The following is a 22,442-nucleotide window of genomic DNA, read 5'->3' as shown; positions in this document are numbered from 1 at the left end:
TCATCAGCGCAGGTCCACGGGCCGCGCTGGGCCCAACGAGGGAACACCGGCATACCGGCGCCACACGCCAAACGGGTGTCGGCGGGCGCGCCCCGGCGTGACGGAGCCCGGCGACAATGGCTGCCGCCGGGCTCCGTCAGAAACTGAGAGGCACGCGAACTCAGACGTTCAGGCGCTCAGTACCGGGATGCTCAGGTTCCGGGCTTGCGCCCGTACACGAAGACGTCGTCACCGTTGCGCAGCAGGCTCCAGTACTTGGCCGCGTCCGTCTTGGTCATGTTCACGCACCCGTGCGAACCGGGCGGAGCCCAGACACTGATGCCGACCGAGTGGAAGGCCTGGCCGCCGTCGAAGAACTGGCTGTACGGCATGGGCACGTCGTACAGGCTGGACACATGGTCGATGTCGCGCCAGTAGACCTTCTTCGCGCCGGTGCGGGTCTCATGGCCGTCCCGGCCGGTACGCACCGGGACGGGCCCGTACACCAGCTTCGCCCCGTCCTGGATCCAGCTCAGCTGGAGAGTCAGGTTGACGCAGGCGATCCGGCCCTTGTTCGTCGGGCAGGCACCGGACTTGTTCGGGGTCTTCCCGACCGCCTTCTGCTTGTTCATCAGATCCATCACACCCCAGGTGATGGGCCCGGCGTATCCCGCGTTCGGGGTGATCGAGTGCTTTGTCTGGAAAGCCTGGATCGCCTTGCAGTCGGCGGAGGACTGCTTTCCGTCCACCGGTCGGCCGAGGAACTTCTCGACCTGCTTCTGATACGGCCCTGCCTGTGTGCTGCACGACGCCGCCTGCGCGGTCGTGGTCCCCATGGCCAGAGCGAGCGGGGTCACGAGTGCGGTGATCCCGAGTGCGACGATTCCTCGTCTGCGTATGTCCCCCACGGCTGTCGACTCCTTATGCATGCGCGCGTGGTGCAAGTTCCGCCTGGTAGACGATGCGAGGTGGAGAGTAGTTGCGCACCGGAAGGGGACAGTTCTGTAACGGCCCTCAGCGCCGTCGGCGGACCGCGTTGCCGCCGGGAGTACCGGGCACATCCGGCTCGCGACGTCGAACGTGACCGCGAGGCGGGCGGCCGGGTCCCGGCCGGCGCCACCGGCCGCGGCTGCGCCCGCAGGCAGCACGTCCCACCACTCGGCGGTGGTCATGCCGGTCAGCGCGTGTCGCCTTCCCTCGCCGGGGAGCCAGGCCGCGGCAAGGGACCGGAGTGTACGTTCGCGGTCATGATCATTGGCATACGGGGTGTCGTCCTGCCCGAGCGCGAGGAACGCACGTTCTGGATCGACGGCGAGAAGCTGAGGACCGTGCCGCCCGCGCGCGCCGTGTCGAAGCAGGTGGAGAGGGTGGTGGACGGCGGATGGCTCCTGCCCGGCCTGGTCGACGTTCATACGCATCCAGGGGCGGAAAACCCTGACGATCCGTTCGACGAGGCACTGTTGCGCCAACACCTGTCGGCGCACCGCGATGCGGGTGTGCTGACGGTGCGCACCCCGGGGACAGCGGAGCGGATGCCCGGCTGGGTCGACACGGAGGCCGGTCTCCCACGCGTGCGGTCGGCGGGCAGGTGGCTGGCGACACCCGGCCGGTTCTTCCCCGGAGTGGGACGGGACATCGGCGAGGACGAAATACCGGCGGCGGCTGTCGAGGAGGCCACGGCATCCTCGGGCTGGTGCAAGGTCATCGGCGACTGGCGCTGGGACCAGCCCGCCGTACCGCTGGATGTGATGCGGGCGACCGTGGCCGCCGTGCACGCCGTCGGGGGACGGGTCGCGGTGCACTGCCAGACCGCTGAGGGCTCACGGAACGCGGTACTGGCCGGCGCCGACAGCCTCGAGCACGGGATGCATCTCGATCCGGAACTCCTGGTCCTGATGGCCGGGCAGGGCACGGCGTTCGTACCGACCCTCTCGGCGTTCGCGCGCAGTGCCGAGATCTGGCAGAGCCGGGACCCCGGCCCGAGGCGCTCGCACTGGCTCGACGGCTGGCAGGGGATGCTCCGCAACGTCCGGCTGGCCCACGAGGCGGGCGTCACCGTCCTCGCCGGAACGGACAGCTTCCCTTGCGGCACCGTGGCCGCGGAGTCCCAGTGGCTGACGCGTGCCGGAATGCCGGCCGATGCGGCACTGGGGGCTGCCTCCTGGACGGCACGGGAGTGGCTGGGGCTGCCCGGACTGATCGATGGAGGACACGCGGATCTCGTCGTGTACGACGAGGACCCCACGGCGGCGCTGAGGGCGCTCGGGACTCTCGGGCGACCGAAGCGGGTGATCCTGCGGGGCCGGGTCGTGCGCTGACAACACGCCCTCGCCTTCGTACAACCCTTCAGCGCACGCGGGTGTCTCGTTGCTGGAAAGATCAACTCCACCAGGGGGACCATCCATGCGCAAACACATCCGCCATGCCGTCGTGGTGGCTGCCGCGGCCGGCACGCTCGGCAGCGGCCTGCTGGCGTCGTCCGCCACCGCGGCCGAGTCCACCCGCACGGCGACCGAGACCACGGCCAAGATGACGGCCCAGACGGTCAAGGCGACCAAGCCCAAGGGGCCGGCGGCCACGCGCTACCCGGACGACTTCAACGGCGACGGCTACCCCGACCTTGCCATGAGCGAACCTCGTGCGGACCTGATCGTGCCCGGTACCGCCGAGAAGGAGAACGCAGGCTGGGGTGCGGGGTACGTCACCGTCTCGTACGGCTCGAAGTACGGCGCGCAGCGCACCGGACTGAAGATCATCACCCAGGACAGCCCGGGCGTCCCGGGCAGGGCCGAACTGAACAACGGTTTCGGCGACGTGCTCGCCAACGGCGACTTCAACGGGGACGGGTACGCCGACCTGGCGGTCGCCGCCTCCTGGCAGGACACCGCGGCCGAGAGCGACGACCAGGGGACGGTCACCCTCCTGTGGGGCAGCCCGAGCGGCCTCAAGGGCGGCGTGTCCGTCGCCGACAACGCCCCCGTGCAGCGCGGCGCCTTCGGCTCCGTGCTCGTGGCCGGCGACTTCAACGGGGACCGCAAGACCGACCTCGTCATCGGTCACGGGGGCCGCCTCGACCTCTTCCGGGGGCCGTTCAGCGCCACCGGCAAGCCGGCCTCCGTCACGCCCGTGGATCCGGGCTTCAAGGTCAGCTACGGCTCCTGGGACAACAAGCGCCTGGCCGCGGGCCGGATCAACAAGGACGCGGCGGATGACCTCGTCGCGTTCAACGGCAGCGGCAACGAGTACGCCTCCAGCCCGGGCCGCGTGCTGCTCGGCGGTTCGGCCGGGCTGAAGGCTACGCCGACGCTGCTGCGGTCGGGGAGCAAGCCCGTCATCGCGGACTTCGACAAGGACGGCTACGGCGATATCGCGGTCGGCGACCGCGCCGCCGACTGGGAGACCGAGCAGACCGCCGGCCGCGTACACATCACCTTCGGCTCGGCGAAGGGTGTGGACACCCGCCGCCGGGTGAGGGTGTTCACCGAGGACACACCGGGCGTGCCCGGCACCCCGAAGGAGATGGACCAGTTCGGCGCCGTTCTCGACGTGGGCGACCTGAACCGCGACGGTTACCCCGACCTCATCGTGGGCGCGCCCGGCGAGAACTACCCCGCCTGCGACGACGGCTGCGCACCCAGGAGCGGTGGCGGCGTGTACGTCCTGAAGGGCTCGCCCAAGGGCGTGGTCGCCACCGGCGCGGCGTTCTACGGCCGCAAGGCGAGCGGCCTGCCCGCCGTCCCCAAGCAGACCGTTCTCCGCTTCGGCCATGAGCTCAAGGTCACGGACCTGAACGCGGACAAGCAACCAGAGATCGCCCTCCTCGTGCACGGTATCGGCCGGTCGAATCTGTGGTCGGTCGGCACGAAGAAGGACGGCACGGTCGCCGGGACCGCGCCCACCCGCGAGGTGAAGGCTCCCACCGACCCGAAGATCCAGCACGACTACGGCTACGGCTTCACCCTCCTGTCCCGGTAGACCGCTGCCAGAACATCGCCAGGCCCCTCAGTGGCCTGAGCCGCCGTCAGGCCGGGGACGGAACACCTACGTCAGCCCACCCGCCCTGCGGCACCCGTCCGCACCTGAGGCACTCGCCGGTCGTAGCCGTCAGACCGCGCGCTTCTGCTGCGCCTTGCCGACTCGGCGAGTGCCCAGGGACTCCGCCCCCGCGACGCCGCGGTCAACCGCTTGTCCTGCTCCAGCGCCGGCTGCCGCCGCAGGGGCGTCACCGTCTTGGCGATCTCGCGGCAGCTTCCGCAACTGTCAGCTCCCGAGAGTTGACCCGTGGCCAGCGGGAGAATGCTCGCGGTCCACGACCGGGGTCATGAGGGAGCGGCGCCGCGCCGTGGAAGGAACACGTCACAGACCTGGGTCGCGCTGCACCTCTGCCAGGACTCGCGGACCTGCCAGCCAGCGCCCATCCTGGGTCATAGGGCGCCCCTGGCTTCAGGAACTGGTCGTCCTCAGTGGGGACCGGACCGGGGGCACCGGACTGGAGTGACCCATGTGCATACGACGACTGATCGGCCTCGCGCTTGCCACAGCAACTTTCGCCGGCATGACCGCCATTGGAGCTGCCGCCGCCGAAGCAGTGGCGTTCCCGACCATCACGGCCGAAGAATGCGCAGCGCAGGGCGGAACGGTTAAGAACAACCCATACGCTGGTGCTTCGTGCACGCTCCCCGACGGAAGCTCGGTCAGGATCACCTGACTTCGTGTTCTCCTCTCAGCGCATGCTGCGGGGCTCTCGGCTGGCGCGGTCGAATGCCCTCCGCGTTCCACCGCGACGGCACCCGCGGACTTCCACCGGCGAGGTGGGGGCGCGGGCTCGGGAGGATGTCCTCTCGCCTCTGAACACGAGGTCCAAGCGCCCGCATGACTCGCCACGCGACCGTCTCCACTGGCGTCGCGCGCCAGCGAGCCGGTCACAGCACGGCCGTCCTCTTCCGGGTGTACGCGGAGTTCCCGAGGGTGATGACCACGCGGCCAACACCAAGATCTCCGCCCGTCTCCATCAGCGCAGTGGGCGGGCGGGCTCGTCCACCGCATGAACCGTCCATCGGGCCCGTCTGCGCAGGTGGCGCACGGAAGTCTCATTCCCGTGTCGTCCAGAGGCTCGAGACAGGCATGCTCTGAGCGCGGGCACAGCGAAACGGCCCCCGATCAGCGTTTCCGCTGCTCAGGGGCCGTTCTCATCGCGTGGCGGCGCCAGGATTCGAACCTGGGTAGGCTAAGCCGACGGATTTACAGTCCGCTCCCATTGGCCACTCGGGCACACCGCCATGGGATTGTCGCCAGAGTGGCCGCTCTCAGGCGGTGCTCCGTGGCAACGACGTAAACAATACCTGATGTGCGAGGGTGCTTCGCCACCGGATTGATCAGCGCCTCGACGGGGCCGGGTGACTAGGCTTGCCGCAGCGGTCCGGCGGAGCCCGGCCGTCCGTACACGCACCGATTCGCCCCCGACATCAAGGAGCCACAGCACATGGCCGACTCCAGTTTCGACATCGTCTCGAAGGTCGAGCGGCAGGAGGTCGACAACGCCCTCAACCAGGCCGCCAAGGAGATCTCGCAGCGCTACGACTTCAAGAACGTCGGGGCGTCGATCTCCTGGTCCGGCGAGAAGATCCTGATGCAGGCGAACTCCGAGGAGCGGGTGACAGCCATCCTCGACGTCTTCCAGTCCAAGCTGATCAAGCGGGGCATCTCGCTGAAGGCCGTGGACACGGGCGAGCCGCAGCTGTCCGGCAAGGAGTACAAGCTCTTCGCCTCGATCGAGGAGGGCATCTCCCAGGAGAACGCCAAGAAGGTCGCGAAGGTCATCCGCGATGAGGGCCCGAAGGGCGTCAAGGCTCAGGTGCAGGGCGATGAGCTGCGCGTCAGCTCCAAGAGCCGGGACGACCTCCAGGCCGTGATCACACTGCTGAAGGGCCAGGACTTCGACTTCGCGCTCCAGTTCGTGAACTACCGCTGATCAAGCCGCTGACCTCACGGGACACAACGGGGGGGCACGACGGGGGCACGGCGGGGGGCACGGCGGGGGGGCGCACCGCCGAGGCCGGCCCCGATCGCGGCCCTCGTTGTGCTCCTTCTGACGCACGTGATGTCCGATTCCTGCCAGACCGGCTCCGTCCGCAGGACCAGACTCGGAAGTCGCGAGACGGTACGAGGAGAGGACCGAGACAGCCATGACCGTGTACACGGAAGTCGACAGCCCCCTGGGTGAGCTGCTGCTGGTCGGCGAGGTGTCTGCCACCGCCCCGGGCGGGACGGCTCTGCTGTCGCTCTCCTTGCCGGAGCAGAAGGGCGCGACAGTCGTGCGGGACGGCTGGCAGCGGGCGCCGGGGGCGTTCGAGGAGATCGCCCGGCAGTTGCGGGCGTATTTCGCCGGGGAGCTGCGGAGCTTCACCATCGGGCACGCCGATGCGGCCGACGGCGGCTCGGGGACTGTTTTCCAGCGGCGGGTCTGGAGGGCGCTGGAGGACATTCCGTATGGGCGGACCGTCACCTACGGGCAGATCGCGGAGCAGGTGGGCGCCTCGGGTGCGGGTGTGCGGGCGGTGGGTACGGCGATCGGGCGGAATCCGCTGCTGGTCGTGCGGCCCTGCCACCGGGTGATCGGCGCCGACGGCACCTTGCGCGGCTACGCGGGCGGGCTCGAGCGCAAGGAGCGGCTGCTCGGGCTGGAAGGCGCACTCGTCCCATGACCGCCGGGCTGTTCCCGAGAGCACGGGCCGAAGTGGCCCCCGGGGCCGTGCATGTGCCCGGGTGGTTGTCGGCGGCCCGGCAGCGGGAGCTTGTCGAGGCGTGCCGCGACTGGGCCCAGGGGCCCGTGCCGTTCCGGCACACCAGACTGCCGCGCGGCGGGGTGATGTCCGTGCGGACGGTGTGCCTGGGCTGGCACTGGCAGCCCTACCGCTACACCCGCACGGCCGACGACGTGAACGGCGCACCGGTCGCCGAGCTCCCCGGCTGGCTGGTGGTGTTGGGCCGTGAGGCACTGGCCGATGCCTACGGCGAGCAGGCCCCGGCCGGCGCGCCGACCGGGGAGCCGTACACCCCGGACACCGCGCTGATCAATTTCTATGACGGTGACGCGAGAATGGGCATGCACCAGGACAAGGATGAGCGCTCCGGTGCACCGGTGGTGTCCCTGAGTATCGGCGACACCTGCCTCTTCCGTTTCGGCAACACGGACAACCGCGGCAAGCCCTACACGGATGTGGAGCTGGCATCCGGCGACCTGTTCGTCTTCGGCGGGGCATCCCGTTTCGCCTACCACGGTGTGCCCAAGGTCCATCCGGGTACGGCCGACCCTGCTCTGGGCCTGACCGGCCGACTGAACATCACCCTGCGCGAGACGGGGCTCGACGGCTGAACGGCCGCCCGAACCCGGTCCCGGCCCTTGTCCCAGAGCTAGCGTGAGCGCGAGTGGCCGAACAGGATCCGGTAGGCGATCAGCAGGACGAGCGCGCCGCCGATGGCGGAGACCCACGTGGCGCCGTCATAGAAGTCCTTGGTGATGGGCCGGTCCAGCCAGCGGGCCGATATCCAGCCGCCCACGAAGGCGCCCGCGACGCCGATGAGGGTCGTCCCTATGAAGCCCCCGGGGTCGCGCCCGGGCAGCAGGACCTTGGCGACGATCCCGGCAAGCAGCCCCAGGACGATCCAGCTGATGATGCTCATACCGTGGCCTGCCTCTCCGCACGCGGGTGCCGTGTGCGTGTTGTACGGGTCCTCATCTGTGCAGACGCCCCTGGGGCCGGGCGTGGTTGCACCGTGAGTAGGGTGCGCCCATGGCACAGGAGCTGAAGCGGTCGCTCGGTGTGTCCGACGCCGTGATTGTCGGGCTGGGTTCCATGGTCGGGGCCGGGGTTTTCGTGGCGATGGCACCGGCCGCAGCTGCGGCCGGCTCCGGGACGCTGCTGCTCATCGGGCTGGGGCTGGCCGGGTTCGTGGCGTACTGCAATGCCATGGCGTCGGCCAGGCTCGCGGCCCGCTATCCGGTGTCGGGCGGGACATATGTGTACGGCCGCGAGAGGCTCGGCCCCCTCTGGGGGTATCTGGCGGGCTGGAGCTTTGTCGTCGGCAAGACCGCGTCCTGCGCGGCGATGGCACTGACCGTCGGCGCCTACGTCTGGCCGGACCAGGCGCATGCGGTGGCGGTCGCCGCGGTCGTGGCGCTGACTGCCGTGAACTACCGGGGCGTTCAGAAGTCGGCGTGGCTGACTCGCGCGATCGTGGCGGTCGTACTCGCGGTGCTGGCCGCGGTGGTCGCCTCCTGTCTGGTGTCGTCGGCTTCGGATCCGGCACGCCTGGCCCCGGGCAGCGCGGGCGACGGTCCCAGGAGTGTGCTGCAGGCTGCCGGGCTGCTGTTCTTCGCGTTCGCCGGCTATGCGCGGATCGCCACACTCGGCGAAGAGGTCCGGGATCCGGCCCGGACGATCCGGCGCGCGATTCCACTGGCACTCGGTATCGCTCTGGTGGTGTATCTGTGTGTCGCGATCGCGGTCCTTTCCGTACTGGGGGCGGATGGGCTCGGTCGGTCGACGGCTCCGCTGGCGGATGCCGTCCGGGCAGCCGGATCGCAGTGGCTCGTCCCGGTGGTGAGTGCGGGCGCGGCGGTGGCCGCACTCGGGTCCCTGCTGGCGCTGGTCCTCGGCGTCTCCCGCACCACGCTGGCGATGGCTCGGGACGGCTACCTCCCTCGTGTGCTCGCGGCCGTGCACCCCCGGTTTCACGTGCCGCACCGCGCCGAACTCGCCGTGGGGGCGGTGGTGGCGGTCGTCGCGGCGACGGTGGATGTGCGGGGTGCGATCGGATTCTCTTCCTTCGGAGTTCTTCTCTATTACGCCCTGACCAACGCCTCTGCGTGGACTCTCGGTTCCTATTGGCGAGTAGTCGCCACGCTCGGACTCGCGGGCTGTCTGGCCCTGGCGTTCAGCCTGCCGTTGTCCTCGGTGGTGGCGGGTGCGGCGGTGCTGGCGGCAGGCGCGGCGGCGTACGCGGTCCGGGACCGGGTGCGGATCAGCCGGGAACGACCGTGACGCAGCCCTTGTCGCCCGGTGTGCCGCCGGGCAGGCGAGCGGAGCCGAGCCCTGCCCTCGCATCTCCGCCACGGGTTCGACCAGTTGGCCCTCCGCAACGCACCCGAGGAAGCCCCAGCGCTTGCGCACGGGGGCGGGCCAGGCGCTGAACAGGCCCCCGGCTCACGACCCTTCGGCGATGACCGCGTCATCGCCCTCGCCGGCCGGCCGCCAGGCGAGCGCCGCCTCGGGCCTCACGGCCCCGTGGCCCGCACCGCCCTGGCATCACCGTGTCGCGAACGGCTCGTCCGTCGGCACGATCTCCTTGCCGAGCGGCAGCAGCGACACAGGGATCAGCTTGAAGTTGGCGATGCCGAGAGGGATGCCGATGATCGTCAGACAGAGCGCGACGCCCGTGACGATATGGCCGAGCGTCAGCCACCAGCCGGCCAGGACCAGCCAGAGCACATTGCCGACACAGGACGGCGCGCCCGCGTCATGCCGTTCCACGACCGTGTAGCCGAACGGCCAGAGCGCGTACACGCCGATGCGGAATGCAGCCAGGCCGAACGGAATCCCGATGATCGTGATGCAGAGCAGCACACCGGCGAGGAGATAGCCGAGGAACATCCAGAAGCCGCACAGGATGAGCCAAATGACGTTCAGGACGGTCTTCATGATCGGCGACCTGCCATCTGCTCGAGCCGGGCGATACGTTCCGCCATCGGCGGGTGCGTGGAGAACATCTTCGACAGCCCCTGACCTGGACGGAAAGGATTAGCGATCATCATATGACTCGCTGTCTCGATCTTCGGCTCAGGCGGCAGGGGCAACTGCTTGGTGCCCGCTTCGAGTTTGCGCAGGGCGCTGGCCAGGGCGAGCGGATCGCCGGTGAGCCGGGCGCCGGAGGCGTCGGCCTCGTACTCGCGGGAACGGCTGATGGCGAGCTGGATCACGGAGGCGGCGACCGGTCCCAGGATCATGATCAGGATGAGGCCCAGGATGCCCGGCCCCTCGTCGTCGTCGGAGCGCCCGATCGGGATCAGCCAGGCGAAGTTGACAAGGAACAGGATCACGGAGGCGAGCGCTCCGGCGACGGACGAGATGAGGATGTCCCGGTTGTAGACATGGCTCAGCTCATGGCCGATGACACCGCGCAGCTCGCGCTCGTCCAGTATCTGGAGGATGCCCTCGGTGACGCAGACCGCGGCGTTTCGCGGATTACGGCCGGTGGCGAAGGCGTTGGGGGCCTGCGTGGGCGAGATGTACAGCCGGGGCATCGGCTGGCGGGCCTGGGTGGAGAGCTCCCTGACCATCCGGTACAGCGAGGGCGCCTCGAACTCGCTCACCGGGCGGGCACGCATGGCACGCAGCGCCAGCTTGTCGCTGTTCCAGTACGCGTACGCGTTGGTCCCGATCGCCACCAGAAGAGCGACGATCAGGCCCGTACGGCCGAAGAAGCTGCCGATGACGATGATGAGGGCGGACAGGCCCCCGAGGAGAACGGCGGTCCTCAGCCCGTTGTGCCGGCGGTGCACGGTACGCCCTCCATGTGGTGCGGCAGGGGAACCCTCTGCTGGTCATGGTCCGCTCTCCAGTGGACCCTCCCGTACTGGTCAACGCCAGGCGAGAGCCTCGGGTTCCCCTGCCGCCACGGGCAGCGGGCTGCTCCGTTCGGGTGACACCCCGGCCGGGGCGGGGGTCAGCGCTGGGCGGGCAGCAGTCCGGCCTTCGCCAGGGCCTCGGGGACCGGCTCGACGTCACTGGTGCAGTGAGCGCAGCGGCTCGCGATCGCCGGGATCTCGCTGTAGCAGCGGGGGCAGTCGCGCACGGCCGCCTTGATACTGACCGGCTCTTCCTTCGTGAACCGGTTCTGCACCTTCATCATCGGGACGACGACGCAGAAGTAGAGCACCGCGGCCGTGATCAGGAAGGCCATCATGGCGCTGATGAACAGCCCGTACGGGAACTTCACGCCCTCGACTTCGAAGATCGCCTTGCTGTAGTCCCCGGTGCCCTTGGTGGCGACTCCGATCAGCGGAATGATGAAGGCGTTGCTGAAGCCGGTGACGACCGCCGTGAAGGCCGCTCCGACGGCCAGGCCGATGGCCACCGAGATCACGTTTCCGCGGAGGATGAAGTCCTTGAATCCGCTCAGCACTGCCGGCTCTCCCTTGCTCTGTGGCGTGTCCCTGTGTCTGGACACCGTGCCGGGTGGGGGCCCTGCTTGTCGAACCCCGGCTACCCGTCCGTCTCGCCTACCCCGTGTATCCGCTCGTCCGAACCTCAGAACAGATTGGTCGCGGCAAAGCGCAGCACCAGCTGGGGCCAGCCGGACAGCAGGATGCCCGCCACCGCCGAGACCGCGATCGTGGCCATGACCAGTGCCGGAGCCTTGTGCCGCACCGGAGAGGCGGCCACGGCGTCCCCCGGGGTGCCGGCCTCGGCGTCCACGGGGGCGCGGAACAACAGCGCGGTCCATTGGAGGTAGTAGTAGAGCGCGATCACCACGTTCACGGCCATGATCACCGCGAGCCAGCCGAGTCCGGCGTCCACGGCCGCCGAGAACACCGTGACCTTGGCGAACAGACCGATGACACCGGGCGGCAGCCCCGCCAGGCAGAGCAGGAAGAAGCCCATCGCGAGAGCGGTCACCGGCCGGGTGGCGTAGAGGCCGCGGTAGTCGGCGATCCGGTTGCGCGGGCTGGTGCGGGCGACCAGCGCGACCACGGCGAAAGCGCCGAGGTTGACGATCGCGTACATCAGCGCGTACGCGACGGTGGAGCCGATCTGGTCGTCGCTGGAGTACGCGGCTGCCGCGATCGGCACCAGGATGTAGCCGGCCTGCGCCACCGACGACCAGGCGAGCAGCCGAACCGCGCTCCAGGGGCGCGTGACGGACTGGCGTACGGCCGCCACGTTGCCCACGGTCATGGTCAGCGCGGCGAACACCGCCAGGGCGGGGCCCCAGATGTCCGCGTACGCAGGGAAGGCGATGACGGTGACCAGGATGAGCCCCGAGAAGCCGACGGCCTTGCCGACCACCGAGAGATATGCGGCCACGGGCAGCGGCGCGCCCACATAGGTGTCGGGCACCCAGAAGTGGAAGGGCACGGCGGCCGTCTTGAAGGCGAAGCCCACGAGTGTGAGGGCGACGCCCGCCTGCGCCAGGGTTTCCAGCTGGCCGGGGACGTCGTCGAGGCGGCCGGCGATCTGCGTGAGGTGCAGACTGCCGGTGGTCGCGTAGACGAAGCTCACACCCAGCAGCATCACGGCGGTGGCGGTCACCGACGAGAGGAAGAACTTCAGCGCCGCCTCGCTCGACATCCGGTCGCCGCGCCGCATGCCCACGAGTGCGAACGCCGGGAGCGAGGCCACTTCGAGAGCCACGACCAGGGTGGCCAGGTCACGCGAGGCAGGCAGCAGGGCGGCGCCCGCGGCGGACGACAGCAGCAGGAACCAGTACTCGCCCGCGGGCAGCCGCTCCTTGGTCTCGGTGACCGAGAGCAGCGCCGTGAGCAGCGCTCCGCCGAGCACCAGGAACTGGATGGCCAGGGCGAAGCGGTCCGCGGTGTAGCTGCACGCGTCCGGGGCGGTGGTGAGGCAGAAGGTGGAGCGGTCGCCCTTGCGCAGCGGGGCCAGGGACAGCACGGCGGCGGCGAGACCGGCGATGGCCCCGTAGCCCAGGTACGCCTTCTTCGCTTCGGGTACGAAGAGGTCGGCGACCAGGATGATCAGCCCGACCACGGCGGCGATGGTGGGCGGCGCGATCGCGAGCCAGTCGACCGACTGGACGACGGAGGCGGCGGGCCCGGCGGACGCGGCCGGTCCGGCGGTCGCGGCAAGCACGTGGGTGGCGGCCAGGGAGGTCATGCCTTTCCTCCTGCGAGGAGCTTCTGCACGGCCGGGTCGGTGAGGCCGAGGAGGATCGCGGGCCAGAGTCCGGCGATGACGGTGAGGGCGACGAGCGGGGTCCAGGCGGCGAACTCGTAACCCTGGACGTCGGCGAGCTGCACCTCGCCCGCAGGCCTGGTGCCGCCCATGCAGACGCGCCGGACGACGACGAGGAGATACGCGGCGGTGAGGAGGGTGCCGAGGCCGCCGATCACCATGAAGGTGAGGAAGGCCGGGCGGCTGAGGCCGTCGGCGGGATCGAAGGCGGCGAAGAGGGCCAGCATCTCGCCCCAGAATCCGGCGAGCCCCGGCAGGCCGAGGGAGGCGACGGCTGCGAAGGCGAGCAGTCCGCCGAGGCGGGGCGCCCGTCCGTACAGTGCGGCGCCGGTGGCTCCGGCCAGGGCGTCGAGGTCGGCGGTGCCGTAGCGGTCCTTGATCGCGCCGACCAGGAAGAAGAGCAGGCCGGTGATGAGGCCGTGGGCGATGTTGGCGAACAGCGCGCCGTTGACGCCGGTGGGGGTCATGGTGGCGATGCCGAGGAGGACGAAGCCCATGTGGCCGACCGAGGAGTACGCGATCAGCCGCTTGAGGTCGCCCTTGCTGCCGGACCTGGCGAGGGCGAGACAGGCCAGCGAACCGTAGATGATCCCGGCGACGGCGAAGGCGGCGAGATAGGGGGCGAAGACCTGCATCCCGTCGGGCGCGACCGGCAGGACGATACGGACGAAGCCGTAGGTGCCCATCTTCAGCAGGACACCGGCGAGCAGGACGGAGCCGACGGTCGGAGCGGCGGTGTGGGCGTCCGGGAGCCAGCTGTGCAGCGGCCACATCGGGGTCTTCACGGCGAGGCCGATACCGATCGCGAAAACCGCGATGAGCTGCACGGATGTGCTCATTCCGCGGCCGTTGTCAGTGGCCAGTGCCACCATGTCGAACGTGCCGGCCTTGACTCCGACGAGGAGCAGGCCGAGCAGCATGACGACCGAACCGAGCAGTGTGTAGAGGATGAACTTCCAGGCCGCGGCCCGGCGGCCCTCGCCACCCCAGCGGGCGATGAGGAAGTACATCGGGACGAGGACCGTCTCGAAGGCGAGGAAGAAGAGCAGCAGGTCGAGCACGGCGAAGGTGGCGAGGGTGCCTGACTCGAGGACGAGCAGCAGGGCGACGAACGCCTTCGGGGACGGCCCGGCGGGCATCTTGTAGTAGCTGTACAGCGCGCAGAGGAAGGCCAGCAGCGCGGTCAGGACGAGGAGGGGAAGCGAAATGCCGTCGATGCCGAGATGGATCCGCACATCGAGTGCCGGGATCCAGCTGATATCCGTCGTGGCCTGCATCTTCGACGGCTGGTCGTGGTCGAAGCCGAGCGTGAGGACGATGGCGGCGGCGAGGATGACGCCGGTCACGGTCACCCCGTGCCGGAGCACGGCCTGCTCGTGCGATTTCCCCTTCAGCCCAGGCGGGGCGGGCAGCAGCGCTGCCGCGGCGCCGATGAGCGGGCCGACGACGATGAACGCGAGAAGGAACTGCATCACGGATTCGCTGATATCGATCACGGCTCACACTCCGGCGGCGACGAGTACGGCGGCGATCGCCAGGACGACGGAGCCGGCCAGCAGGGCGCTGAGGTAGGTCTGCACATTGCCGGTCTGAGCACGGCGGACGAGCCAGCCCAGCCAGTTGGTGCCGGTGCCCACACCGCGCACATAGGTCTCGACCACCTCTCGGTCCAGGAAGCGCACCAGCTCGGCGGCGGCCAGGACGGGGCGGACGAAGAGGGTGCGGTAGACGGCGTCCAGGTGGAAGCCGGCCGCCGCGGGGCGGTGCAGCGGGCCGAGGAGCAGCCGTCCGGGGTCGGCGGGGTCGGCCGTGGGGTGCGGCAGGTGCAGGGCTTCGGCCTCGACGAGGCCGGGCTCTGCGTCCGGGTGGGCGACCAACTGTGGCTGCTTCGGGGAGGTGGCCGCGGCGGCCCGGGCCGCCATGGCCGTGGTGTGACGCCAGGTGCCGTAGGTGACCAGGGCGCCGACCAGGGCGACACCGGTACCGAGCATGCCGGTGGTGAGGGTCGGGGTGAGCGGCCGTCCGTCGAACCAGTCGTCGATGAACGCGGCGCTCAGACCGAAGCCGAGTGACGGGATGGCGAGCACCCAGAGCACGGCGTTCATGGCGAGGGGCTGCCTGCCATGGTCCGGAGCCGGTGCGCCCTGGCCGCGGAAGGTCAGCAACCACAGGCGGGTGGCGTATGCGGCAGTGAGGAGGGCGGTGAGCAGTCCCGCGACCAGGACGGTCCAGCCGGCACTGGAAGGAGCGAAATGCGATTCGCCGAGCGCGGTGTGCTCGGCGGCCACGAGCACGGCTTCCTTGGAGAAGAAGCCGGCGAAGGGCGGAATCGCGACCAGCGCGAGCAGGGCGATCGTCATCGTCCAGTACGCGTCGGGGATCCGCTTGGTCAGGCCGCTCATCCGGGACATGGCGGCGAGTGAGTTCGTTCCGGCGGCGTGGATGATCACGCCGGCGGCGAGGAACAGCAGCGCCTTGAAGGCGCCGTGCGACAGGAGGTGGAAGACGGCAGCGCCACGGTCACCGACGGCCAGCGCACCTGACATGTATCCGAGCTGACCGATGGTCGAGTAGGCGAGAACCCGCTTGATGTCGTCCTGGGCGAGGGCGGCGAGCGCGGAGCCGACCATCGTGATGGCGGCCATCACGGCGAGCACGACGAGAGCGGCGGCGGACTCGGCGAACACGGGCAGCAGACGGGCGACGAAGTAGACACCCGCGGCGACCATCGTCGCGGCGTGGATCAGCGCGGAGACCGGAGTGGGGCCGGCCATGGCGTCGGGGAGCCAGGTGTGCAGCGGGAACTGCGCGGACTTGCCCGCGACACCCGCGAGCAGCAGCAGTGCGACGAGCGTGGGGTGGTCGATCGCGCCCGCTGCGACGGCCCCGAGTACGCCCTTGATGTTGAACGTACCGGCATCGACGGCCAGGGCGAACAGACCGAAGAGGAAGGGGACGTCACCGAGCTTGGTGACCAGGAAGGCCTTCAGGGAGGCGGCGCGCGCCTCGGGCGTCTCCCAGTAGTGGCCCACCAGGAAGTACGAGCAGATGCCCATGATCTCCCAGCCGACCAGGAGCACCATCAGGTCGCCGGAGTAGACGACCAGCAGCATCGCGGAGGTGAACAGTGACACGAGTGCCGCGTACGAGGGGTAGCGGGGGTCGTCACGCAGATACGCCGTCGAGTAGATCTGCACACACGACGCGACGAGCCCGACGAGGACGGCGACCAGGACCGCGAAGCCGTCCAGGTAGAGGGCGAGATCGATGGGGACCGAGCCGGTCGGGGTGAGTTCGGTGGAGGCGGTGATCGGCGTGCCGCCGCCCTGGCGCACCGCGACCAACACCGCCAGCGCGAGGGCCGCCAGGGTCGGCAGTACGGCCAGCGGGCGCACGAAGCCCGGCGCTTTGCGGCCGGTGAGCAGGCCAGCGGCCGCGCCGATGAAGGGGAGGAGGGGGACGAGTACGGCGAGGGTCGTCGTGGTCACGCGGTGGCCTCAGCCTTCTCTGCCGGGGCGGGCTCGGCCGCCTCCTCGGCGCTCTGTGCGCCCTCGGCGGTGTCGCGGAGCTTGTCGATGTCCGAGGTGCCGCGGTTGCGGTAGACCATCAGGACGATCGCCAGACCGATGCCGATCTCCGCGGCGGCGATGGCGATGGTGAAGAGCGTCAAGGCCTGGCCCGCGTGCACGGCGTCGCGCAGCCAGACGTCGAAGGCGACCAGGTTGAGGTTGACCGCGTTGAGCATCAGCTCGACGGACATCAGCACCAGGATCGCGTTGCGGCGCGCGAGCACTCCGTACAGCCCGGTGCAGAAGAGCAGGGCGGAGAGCACTGCGGGGTAGGCGAGATGCATCAGCTCTTCCCCTCTTCTCGGGCCGCGCCGCTTCCCTGGCCCGTACCGGAGCGGTCGGGGGCGGCACCGGGCCGTGGCCCGCTCGCCGGGGACTTGCGGGACAGGACGATCGCCCCCACCAGGGCGGCCAGGAGCAGGACGGAGAGCGCCTCGAACGGCAGCACCCAGTGCCGGAACAGGATCTCGCCGGACACCCGGGTGGAACCCTGGCTGGGCCCGTCGAGATTGATCCAGGTCGTACGGAAGGCGTCCACGACCACCCAGACCAGGGCGGCCGCGGAGGTGACGGCCACGACGAGGGCTGCCGGGCGGTTGCCCGAGTCGGCCTCCGGGGAGCGGCCGATGGGCGCCCTGGTGAGCATCAGACCGAAGAGGAGGAGGACGACCACGGAACCGACATAGATCAGCACCTGCACCCAGGCGATGAACTCCGCGGTCAGCAGCAGGTATTCGACGGCGAGGCCGCCGAGCGCCACCACCAGCCAGAGTGCGGCGTGCACCAGCTGCTTGGTCGTCACCGTGATGACGGCCGCGGCGAGCGTCGCGATGCCCACCAGGACGAAGGCGATCTCGACGCCGTTCGGGGAGAGGAAGCCGTGTGCTTCGGCTGCCAGGCTCACGACTCTCCCTTCTGGGTGGCGTCGGGCTGTGCCGGGGTGCCCGGTCCTGCGCCGCCCTGCTCTGCGGCGGCCTGCTGTGCGGCCAGCCGCTCGGCCTCCTGCTTCTCGGCAGCCTTGCGCGCCGCGGCGAGCTCCTTGGGCTCCTCCGCCGAGGGGTCGAGTGCGGGCGGCTCGGGGACCGTCCACATCCACTCGCGGAGCTTGTCCCGTTCATGGGTGAGTTCGCGGATGTCGGTCTCCGCGTACTCGAACTCCGGTGACCAGAACAGCGCGTCGAAAGGACACACCTCGATGCAGATACCGCAGTACATACAGAGCGAGAAGTCGATCGCGAAGCGGTCGAGGACATTGCGGCTGCGCTCACGGCCACCGGGAGCGGCAGCGGGGACCGTCTCCTTGTGGGAGTCGATGTAGATGCACCAGTCAGGGCACTCACGGGCGCAGAGCATGCAGACCGTGCAGTTCTCCTCGAACAGACCGATCACACCGCGTGTGCGGGGCGGGAGCTCGGGCTGGACCTCCGGGTACTGCGCGGTCACGGATTTGCGCGTCATCGTGCGAAGCGTGACCGCGAGGCCCTTCGCCAGGCCGGATCCGGGGATGGCCATTACTGCATCACCACCTTCACGACGCCGGTGAGGGCGATCTGGGCGAGGGCGAGCGGGACGAGCGTCGTCCAGGCGAGCCGTTGGAGCTGGTCCTCGCGCAGTCGCGGATAGGTCACCCGCAGCCAGATCACGATGAACGCGAGCAGCGCCGTCTTGAGCAGGGTCCAGACCCAGCCGAGGCCGTCAGCTCCGAACGGGCCGTGCCAGCCGCCGAGGAACAGGACGGTGGTGAGACCGCAGAGGACGACGATGCCGGCGTACTCGGCCAGGAGGAAGAGCGCGAAACGCAGCCCGGTGTACTCCGTGTACGCGCCGAAGATGATCTCGGAGTCGGCGACCGGCATGTCGAAGGGAGGACGCTGAAGCTCGGCGAGACCGGCGACGAAGAAGACGATGGCGCCCACGATCTGCCAGGGCAGCCACCACCACTCGAAGGCGTTCAGGATGCCAGGGAGGGAAACGGTGCCCGCCGCCATCGCGACGGAGGCGGCGGCGAGCAGCATCGGCAACTCATACGCGAGCAACTGGGCGGCCGTGCGCAGCGCGCCGAGCAGGGAGAACTTGTTGGCCGACGCCCAGCCCGCCATCAGCGAGCCGAGCACACCGACACCCATCACGGCGAGCACGAAGAAGATGCCCGCGTCGATCAGCACGCCGACCGCGCCCTCGCTGGGTCCGATCGGAATGGCCACCAGGACGAGGAGGTACGGAAGCAGCGCCACGGCGGGTGCGAGCTGGAAGATCCGGCGGTCGGCGTTGGCCGGGACCACGTCCTCCTTCTGCGCGAACTTCACACCGTCCGCGACAAGCTGGGCCCAGCCGTGGAAACCGCCCGCGTACATCGGACCGAGGCGGCCCTGCATATGCGCCATCACCTTGTGCTCGGTCTGCCCGATGACCAGCGGCAGGACCAGGAACACGGCGAAGACGACGATCAGCCGCAGGGCGACGTCGAGCGCGTCGTTCATGCGGAGTCGTCTCCTTCGGAGTCGGCCCGCGCGGCACCGGTTCCTTCGCCGGAGCCATCTGCCGTGCGGGATGTCGGGGACGGGTGAGCGTCGGGATCCGCCCCGGCCGCGGAGCCGGAATCGCCATCGCCATCGCCATCGGGCGCAGGCTCAGGGACGGGTGCCGGTGTGGCCTCCGTCTCGGGCGCGGCTTCCACCGGTGCCGATGTGGCCTCGGTTTCCGTCTCGGGCGCGGCTTCCACCGGAGCCGATGTGGCCTTGGCTTCCGTCTCGGGCGCGGCTTCCACCGGTGCCGATGTGGCCTTGGCTTCCGTCTCGGGCGTTGCGTCGTCGAAGGCGGGGCGGGCGTGGTGCCATGGGGCGTCGGTGCTGCGGGGCGGGCGGGGGGTGGGCGCGGTGCCCTCGGACGGCGTGGCCGGGGCCTCCGCGGTCTGGGCGGCCGGGGCCTCGCTCTCGCTGCGTGCACGCCGGGGCGTCTCCGGCTGCTGGCTCGCCGAGCCCTCGGCCGCGGTGCGCGCGCGGCGTCCCGGTGCGGGTGCGGGCGCCTCCGTAGCCTCGGGGGTCTGGCTGGCGGAGCCCTCCGTCACGCTGCGCGTGCGCCGCACCGGGCGTTCGCCCGCGGCGCGCGGGGTGCGGGCGGGGCGGGCAGGTGCAGGGGGGAGCTGGCCCTTGAGAGGGCCCCACTCGTTCGGATCCGGGACGCCGGGCGGAAGGGTCTGCCGCCGCTTCGGACCTCCGTGGTCGGACTCCCCCGGCTCCTTGGCGCCGGGCCACGCCTTGGCCACACGGGCCGCGAGCACGAAGTCCTTGCGCAGCGGGTGGCCCTCGAAGTTCTCCGGAAGGAGCAGCGGCACCAGGTGCGGGTGGTCGGTGAAGCTGACGCCGAACATCTCGTGGGTCTCGCGCTCGTGCCAGGCCGCGCCCGCGTAGACGCCGACGGCCGTCGGCAGGGTGGGGGCCTCGTGCGGCACCGTCGTACGGAGCAGCAGACGGCGGACCGTGTGTTCCTCCCGGCCCGGTGTCCCCAGCGCGGCGACGTGCGCACAGACGCGGAAGCCGGTGCCGGGCTCGTCGACGGCGCTCAGCCAGTCGAAGTAGGTGCAGCCGAGCTCGTCGCGTGCGATGCGCAGCGCGTCCAGCCAACCGGTGGCGGGCACGTCCACGGTCAGCAGGTCGTACGCCGCTTCCGCAGTGGCCTCAGACCCGAAGCGTTCGGCGATGTCCGTCTCGAAGGAGCTCACGAGGCGGCTCCCGGGGTGGTCCCTGGGGCGGGCGGCGGGGTGACCAGACCGCTGCGGAGTTCGCCGACGGACGCCCGGCCCGGGCCGGAGCCGTATCGCTCGCTCAGCGACTCGCGGGCGATCTTCTCCTGGAGCTTGAGGATGCCCTGGAGCAGCGCCTCGGGCCGCGGCGGGCAGCCGGGCACGTACACATCGACGGGAATGATCTGGTCGACACCCTTGGTCACCGCGTACGAGTCCCAGTAGGGGCCGCCGCAGTTCGAGCAGGCACCGAAGGAGATGACGTACTTGGGCTCGGGCATCTGCTCGTAGAGCCGCTTCACCGCGGGCGCCATCTTGTCGGTCACGGTGCCTGACACGATCATCAGGTCGGCCTGACGCGGACCGGGCGCGAAAGGAATCACGCCGAGGCGGATGAAGTCATGTCGGGCCATCGACGCGGCGATGAACTCGATCGCGCAGCAGGCGAGCCCGAAGTTGAAGACCCAGAGGCTGTAACGACGACCCCAGTTCAGCACCACCTTCATCGGCTCGGGGGCGAGCCGGGAGAGCACACCCAGCTTCCCCCCGCCTTCGGCAGGTCGCACCGACGGCTCCGGCAGCAGCACGGGCTCGGGGGTCTGTGGGGTCACGTCCATGCGAGGACGCCCTTCTTCCATGCGTACAGCAGTCCCACGGCCAGGAAGCCGAGGAAGATGAACATCTCCACGAGCGTCGTCGCGCCGTATCCGGGCGCGGCGAAGACCGTGGCCCATGGGAACAGGAAGATCGAGTCGACGGCGAAGATCACGTACAGGAAGGCGTACACGTAGTAGCGGACCTGGGTGTGGGCCCAGCCCTCTCCCACGGGGTCGACGCCGCACTCGTAGGTGAGCAGCTTCTCGGGGGTCGGCACGACGGGGCGCAGCAGGCGGCCCGCGCCGAAGGCCACCGCGACGAAGAGGACTCCGATGACGGCGAGCAGCCCGACGACCGAGTAGCTCTGGAAGTAGTCGGCCGCGAGTACGGTCGGTTCGGTGGGTTCCGGCACGTCCGTCCCTCGCTCCCTACCCCTGCGTTCGATGAATCGTTACGACGACCTGGTGCGATCGACGATCCTTTCGCACGGGAGTCTAGGCCCTAGTAAGGGCAGGGTAAGCAGCCGTATCACGCTTTGGTCGGGGATCAGCCACCCAGAGGTCCTGAAGAAATGGCTCGACACGGGGGATATCCCTACTTCCCGGCGGCCCACATACCCCATGGCGTGGGCGAATCCCACCCGGCAGGCTTGCGCTCATGACCGTGACCAGCACTCCCGGCGGCGGCGCAGCGGCGAGCACCGCGACAGCCACCGGCACCGGCACCGACAGCGGCACCAGCACAAGCAGCCCCGGTGCCGGCACCGGCACGGCGAAGCACGACGCGCCGCTCCCACCCGCCCGCTTCGCCTATGACCGGCACACCTGGAAGGAGATCGCCTATCTCCTCTCCGGCCTGCCCGTGGCCGTCGTCGGCTTCGTCTACACGGTGTCGATGGTCTCCGTCGGAGCCGGGCTGTCCGTCACGGTCGTCGGTCTGCCGCTGCTTGCGCTCGGTCTCGCCGGTTCACGGCTGATCGCCAAGGGCGAGCGGGCACGGGCGCGGGCCCTGCTCGGCGTCTTGGTGGAGGAGCCGAGCCCCCTGCCGCGGCGCCGCGGAGAGGGTCTCGTCACCCGGCTGTGGCTGGGTCTGAAGGACCCGGTGGGCTGGCGCTCCGTGCTGTACTCGGTCATCCGGCTGCCCTGGGGCATCGTCGGCTTCACTGTGGCGCTGACGAGCCTCCTGGTGTTGTGGCCGGTGCTGCCGTACATCGCGAGGGGCATGACCAACGCCGACCGTGCGCTGGTACGCGGGCTGCTCTCGCCCTCCGACGAGCTGGAGCGACGGATCGCCGAGCTCGAGTCGGACCGGGGCGTGGTCGTGGACACGGCAGCCGCCGATCTGCGGCGTATCGAACGCGACCTGCACGACGGCGCCCAGGCCCGCCTGGTCGCCCTCGCGATGGGGCTCGGGCTCGCCAAGGAGAAGCTGCTGGAGGACCCCGACGCGGCGGCGGCCATGGTCGACGAGGCACACGGTGAGGTGCAGCTCGCCTTGAAGGAGCTGCGCGACCTCGCCCGCGGGATCCACCCGGCCGTCCTCACCGACCGCGGCCTGAACGCCGCCCTGTCCTCCGTCGCC

At 69.9% G+C, this 22,442-nt stretch carries 22 protein-coding genes and 1 tRNA gene; 7 read left to right on the top strand and 16 right to left on the bottom strand.

Going from position 1 to position 22,442, the window contains the following annotated elements:
• Positions 1 to 191: 191 nt before the first annotated feature.
• Positions 192 to 887, bottom strand: coding sequence for a L,D-transpeptidase (locus ACFV6V_RS20610; RefSeq protein ID WP_385566949.1), 696 nt, complete (start codon positions 885 to 887; stop codon positions 192 to 194).
• Between the two features lie 339 nt (positions 888 to 1,226).
• On the opposite strand from ACFV6V_RS20610, the gene ACFV6V_RS20605 reads away from it, so the two are divergent.
• Together ACFV6V_RS20605 and ACFV6V_RS20600 are read left to right on the top strand one after the other, a co-directional pair.
• Positions 1,227 to 2,297: an amidohydrolase family protein gene (locus ACFV6V_RS20605; protein ID WP_385566947.1), complete on the top strand. Its 1,071-nt coding sequence runs from the start codon at positions 1,227 to 1,229 to the stop codon at positions 2,295 to 2,297.
• Between the two features lie 85 nt (positions 2,298 to 2,382).
• Positions 2,383 to 3,954, top strand: a complete 1,572-nt coding sequence (locus ACFV6V_RS20600) for an FG-GAP-like repeat-containing protein (protein ID WP_385566944.1) — start codon at positions 2,383 to 2,385, stop codon at positions 3,952 to 3,954.
• 1,222 nt (positions 3,955 to 5,176) lie between these two features.
• Here the strand turns inward: ACFV6V_RS20600 and ACFV6V_RS20595 are convergent.
• A tRNA-Tyr gene (locus ACFV6V_RS20595) sits at positions 5,177 to 5,258 on the bottom strand.
• A gap of 203 nt (positions 5,259 to 5,461) precedes the next feature.
• On the opposite strand from ACFV6V_RS20595, the gene ACFV6V_RS20590 reads away from it, so the two are divergent.
• The 3 genes from ACFV6V_RS20590 (at position 5,462) to ACFV6V_RS20580 (ending at position 7,354) form a co-directional block, all read left to right on the top strand.
• Positions 5,462 to 5,950, top strand: coding sequence for a YajQ family cyclic di-GMP-binding protein (locus tag ACFV6V_RS20590; protein ID WP_385566942.1), 489 nt, complete (start codon positions 5,462 to 5,464; stop codon positions 5,948 to 5,950).
• A 214-nt stretch (positions 5,951 to 6,164) separates the two neighbouring features.
• Positions 6,165 to 6,683 (top strand): methylated-DNA--[protein]-cysteine S-methyltransferase, encoded by a 519-nt coding sequence (locus ACFV6V_RS20585; protein ID WP_385566939.1) that lies wholly within the window; start codon positions 6,165 to 6,167, stop codon positions 6,681 to 6,683.
• Positions 6,680 to 7,354 (top strand): alpha-ketoglutarate-dependent dioxygenase AlkB family protein, encoded by a 675-nt coding sequence (locus ACFV6V_RS20580; protein WP_385566937.1) that lies wholly within the window; start codon positions 6,680 to 6,682, stop codon positions 7,352 to 7,354. The genes ACFV6V_RS20585 and ACFV6V_RS20580 overlap by 4 nt, the downstream gene beginning before the upstream one ends.
• A 38-nt stretch (positions 7,355 to 7,392) precedes the next feature.
• On the opposite strand, the gene ACFV6V_RS20575 is transcribed toward ACFV6V_RS20580, so the two are convergent.
• Positions 7,393 to 7,662, bottom strand: coding sequence for a GlsB/YeaQ/YmgE family stress response membrane protein (locus ACFV6V_RS20575; RefSeq protein ID WP_361283422.1), 270 nt, complete (start codon positions 7,660 to 7,662; stop codon positions 7,393 to 7,395).
• A gap of 110 nt (positions 7,663 to 7,772) precedes the next feature.
• Here ACFV6V_RS20575 and ACFV6V_RS20570 point away from each other — a divergent pair, with 110 nt between their 5' ends.
• Positions 7,773 to 9,023, top strand: coding sequence for an APC family permease (locus ACFV6V_RS20570; protein ID WP_385566935.1), 1,251 nt, complete (start codon positions 7,773 to 7,775; stop codon positions 9,021 to 9,023).
• 264 nt (positions 9,024 to 9,287) lie between these two features.
• On the opposite strand, the gene ACFV6V_RS20565 is transcribed toward ACFV6V_RS20570, so the two are convergent.
• The 13 genes from ACFV6V_RS20565 to ACFV6V_RS20505 form a co-directional block, all read right to left on the bottom strand.
• Complete coding sequence (locus tag ACFV6V_RS20565) at positions 9,288 to 9,680, bottom strand: YccF domain-containing protein (protein WP_385566932.1); 393 nt, start codon at positions 9,678 to 9,680, stop codon at positions 9,288 to 9,290.
• On the bottom strand, positions 9,677 to 10,540 hold the full coding sequence (gene htpX, locus ACFV6V_RS20560) for a zinc metalloprotease HtpX (RefSeq protein WP_385566929.1): 864 nt from the start codon (positions 10,538 to 10,540) through the stop codon (positions 9,677 to 9,679). Before htpX ends, ACFV6V_RS20565 begins: the two co-directional genes overlap by 4 nt.
• A gap of 164 nt (positions 10,541 to 10,704) precedes the next feature.
• Positions 10,705 to 11,163: an MscL family protein gene (locus ACFV6V_RS20555; RefSeq protein WP_385566927.1), complete on the bottom strand. Its 459-nt coding sequence runs from the start codon at positions 11,161 to 11,163 to the stop codon at positions 10,705 to 10,707.
• Between the two features lie 125 nt (positions 11,164 to 11,288).
• A complete protein-coding gene (locus ACFV6V_RS20550; RefSeq protein ID WP_385566924.1) occupies positions 11,289 to 12,875 on the bottom strand; it encodes an NADH-quinone oxidoreductase subunit N in 1,587 nt (528 codons plus the stop codon).
• Entirely contained in the window at positions 12,872 to 14,449 is a 1,578-nt protein-coding gene (locus ACFV6V_RS20545; RefSeq protein WP_385566921.1) for an NADH-quinone oxidoreductase subunit M, read from the bottom strand. The genes ACFV6V_RS20550 and ACFV6V_RS20545 overlap by 4 nt, the downstream gene beginning before the upstream one ends.
• A 3-nt stretch (positions 14,450 to 14,452) precedes the next feature.
• Positions 14,453 to 16,441 carry an NADH-quinone oxidoreductase subunit L gene (locus tag ACFV6V_RS20540; protein WP_385566919.1) on the bottom strand — a complete coding sequence of 663 codons (1,989 nt, stop codon included), beginning with the start codon at positions 16,439 to 16,441 and terminating at the stop codon, positions 14,453 to 14,455.
• Entirely contained in the window at positions 16,438 to 16,806 is a 369-nt protein-coding gene (nuoK, locus tag ACFV6V_RS20535; RefSeq protein ID WP_385566916.1) for an NADH-quinone oxidoreductase subunit NuoK, read from the bottom strand. The genes ACFV6V_RS20540 and nuoK overlap by 4 nt, the downstream gene beginning before the upstream one ends.
• The gene (locus ACFV6V_RS20530; RefSeq protein ID WP_385566913.1) at positions 16,806 to 17,426 is read right to left on the bottom strand and encodes an NADH-quinone oxidoreductase subunit J; all 621 of its coding nucleotides are present in this window, start codon (positions 17,424 to 17,426) and stop codon (positions 16,806 to 16,808) included. The genes nuoK and ACFV6V_RS20530 overlap by 1 nt, the downstream gene beginning before the upstream one ends.
• Positions 17,423 to 18,034 (bottom strand): NuoI/complex I 23 kDa subunit family protein, encoded by a 612-nt coding sequence (locus ACFV6V_RS20525; protein ID WP_385566911.1) that lies wholly within the window; start codon positions 18,032 to 18,034, stop codon positions 17,423 to 17,425. Before ACFV6V_RS20525 ends, ACFV6V_RS20530 begins: the two co-directional genes overlap by 4 nt.
• On the bottom strand, positions 18,034 to 19,002 hold the full coding sequence (locus tag ACFV6V_RS20520; RefSeq protein ID WP_385566908.1) for an NADH-quinone oxidoreductase subunit H: 969 nt from the start codon (positions 19,000 to 19,002) through the stop codon (positions 18,034 to 18,036). The genes ACFV6V_RS20525 and ACFV6V_RS20520 overlap by 1 nt, the downstream gene beginning before the upstream one ends.
• Complete coding sequence (locus tag ACFV6V_RS20515) at positions 18,999 to 20,243, bottom strand: NADH-quinone oxidoreductase subunit C (protein WP_385566906.1); 1,245 nt, start codon at positions 20,241 to 20,243, stop codon at positions 18,999 to 19,001. Before ACFV6V_RS20515 ends, ACFV6V_RS20520 begins: the two co-directional genes overlap by 4 nt.
• Positions 20,240 to 20,881: an NADH-quinone oxidoreductase subunit B gene (locus tag ACFV6V_RS20510; RefSeq protein ID WP_385566904.1), complete on the bottom strand. Its 642-nt coding sequence runs from the start codon at positions 20,879 to 20,881 to the stop codon at positions 20,240 to 20,242. The genes ACFV6V_RS20515 and ACFV6V_RS20510 overlap by 4 nt, the downstream gene beginning before the upstream one ends.
• Positions 20,872 to 21,273 (bottom strand): NADH-quinone oxidoreductase subunit A, encoded by a 402-nt coding sequence (locus ACFV6V_RS20505; RefSeq protein WP_385566901.1) that lies wholly within the window; start codon positions 21,271 to 21,273, stop codon positions 20,872 to 20,874. The genes ACFV6V_RS20510 and ACFV6V_RS20505 overlap by 10 nt, the downstream gene beginning before the upstream one ends.
• Before the next feature lie 245 nt (positions 21,274 to 21,518).
• Here ACFV6V_RS20505 and ACFV6V_RS20500 point away from each other — a divergent pair.
• Positions 21,519 to 22,442, top strand: a 924-nt coding sequence (locus tag ACFV6V_RS20500; RefSeq protein ID WP_385566898.1) for a sensor histidine kinase, incomplete at its 3' end; no start/stop codon positions are given.

Origin of the sequence: Streptomyces sp. NPDC059828 (assembly GCF_042731955.1) — a bacterium.
Lineage (GTDB): Bacteria > Actinomycetota > Actinomycetes > Streptomycetales > Streptomycetaceae > Streptomyces.
The sequence above is the reverse complement of the archived record's forward strand: the minus strand, read 5'-3'. Positions and strand labels throughout refer to the sequence as shown.

Coding starts and splice junctions, on each gene's coding strand:
- ACFV6V_RS20580 (WP_385566937.1), top strand. CDS start 6,680: ATGACCGCCGGGCTGTTCCCGAGAGCACGGGCCGAAGTGGCCCCCGGG.
- ACFV6V_RS20520 (WP_385566908.1), bottom strand. CDS start 19,002: ATGAACGACGCGCTCGACGTCGCCCTGCGGCTGATCGTCGTCTTCGCC.
- ACFV6V_RS20565 (WP_385566932.1), bottom strand. CDS start 9,680: ATGAAGACCGTCCTGAACGTCATTTGGCTCATCCTGTGCGGCTTCTGG.
- ACFV6V_RS20585 (WP_385566939.1), top strand. CDS start 6,165: ATGACCGTGTACACGGAAGTCGACAGCCCCCTGGGTGAGCTGCTGCTG.
- ACFV6V_RS20550 (WP_385566924.1), bottom strand. CDS start 12,875: ATGACCTCCCTGGCCGCCACCCACGTGCTTGCCGCGACCGCCGGACCG.
- ACFV6V_RS20525 (WP_385566911.1), bottom strand. CDS start 18,034: ATGGCCATCCCCGGATCCGGCCTGGCGAAGGGCCTCGCGGTCACGCTT.
- nuoK (WP_385566916.1), bottom strand. CDS start 16,806: ATGCATCTCGCCTACCCCGCAGTGCTCTCCGCCCTGCTCTTCTGCACC.
- ACFV6V_RS20570 (WP_385566935.1), top strand. CDS start 7,773: ATGGCACAGGAGCTGAAGCGGTCGCTCGGTGTGTCCGACGCCGTGATT.
- ACFV6V_RS20605 (WP_385566947.1), top strand. CDS start 1,227: ATGATCATTGGCATACGGGGTGTCGTCCTGCCCGAGCGCGAGGAACGC.
- ACFV6V_RS20510 (WP_385566904.1), bottom strand. CDS start 20,881: ATGGACGTGACCCCACAGACCCCCGAGCCCGTGCTGCTGCCGGAGCCG.
- ACFV6V_RS20600 (WP_385566944.1), top strand. CDS start 2,383: ATGCGCAAACACATCCGCCATGCCGTCGTGGTGGCTGCCGCGGCCGGC.
- ACFV6V_RS20575 (WP_361283422.1), bottom strand. CDS start 7,662: ATGAGCATCATCAGCTGGATCGTCCTGGGGCTGCTTGCCGGGATCGTC.
- ACFV6V_RS20590 (WP_385566942.1), top strand. CDS start 5,462: ATGGCCGACTCCAGTTTCGACATCGTCTCGAAGGTCGAGCGGCAGGAG.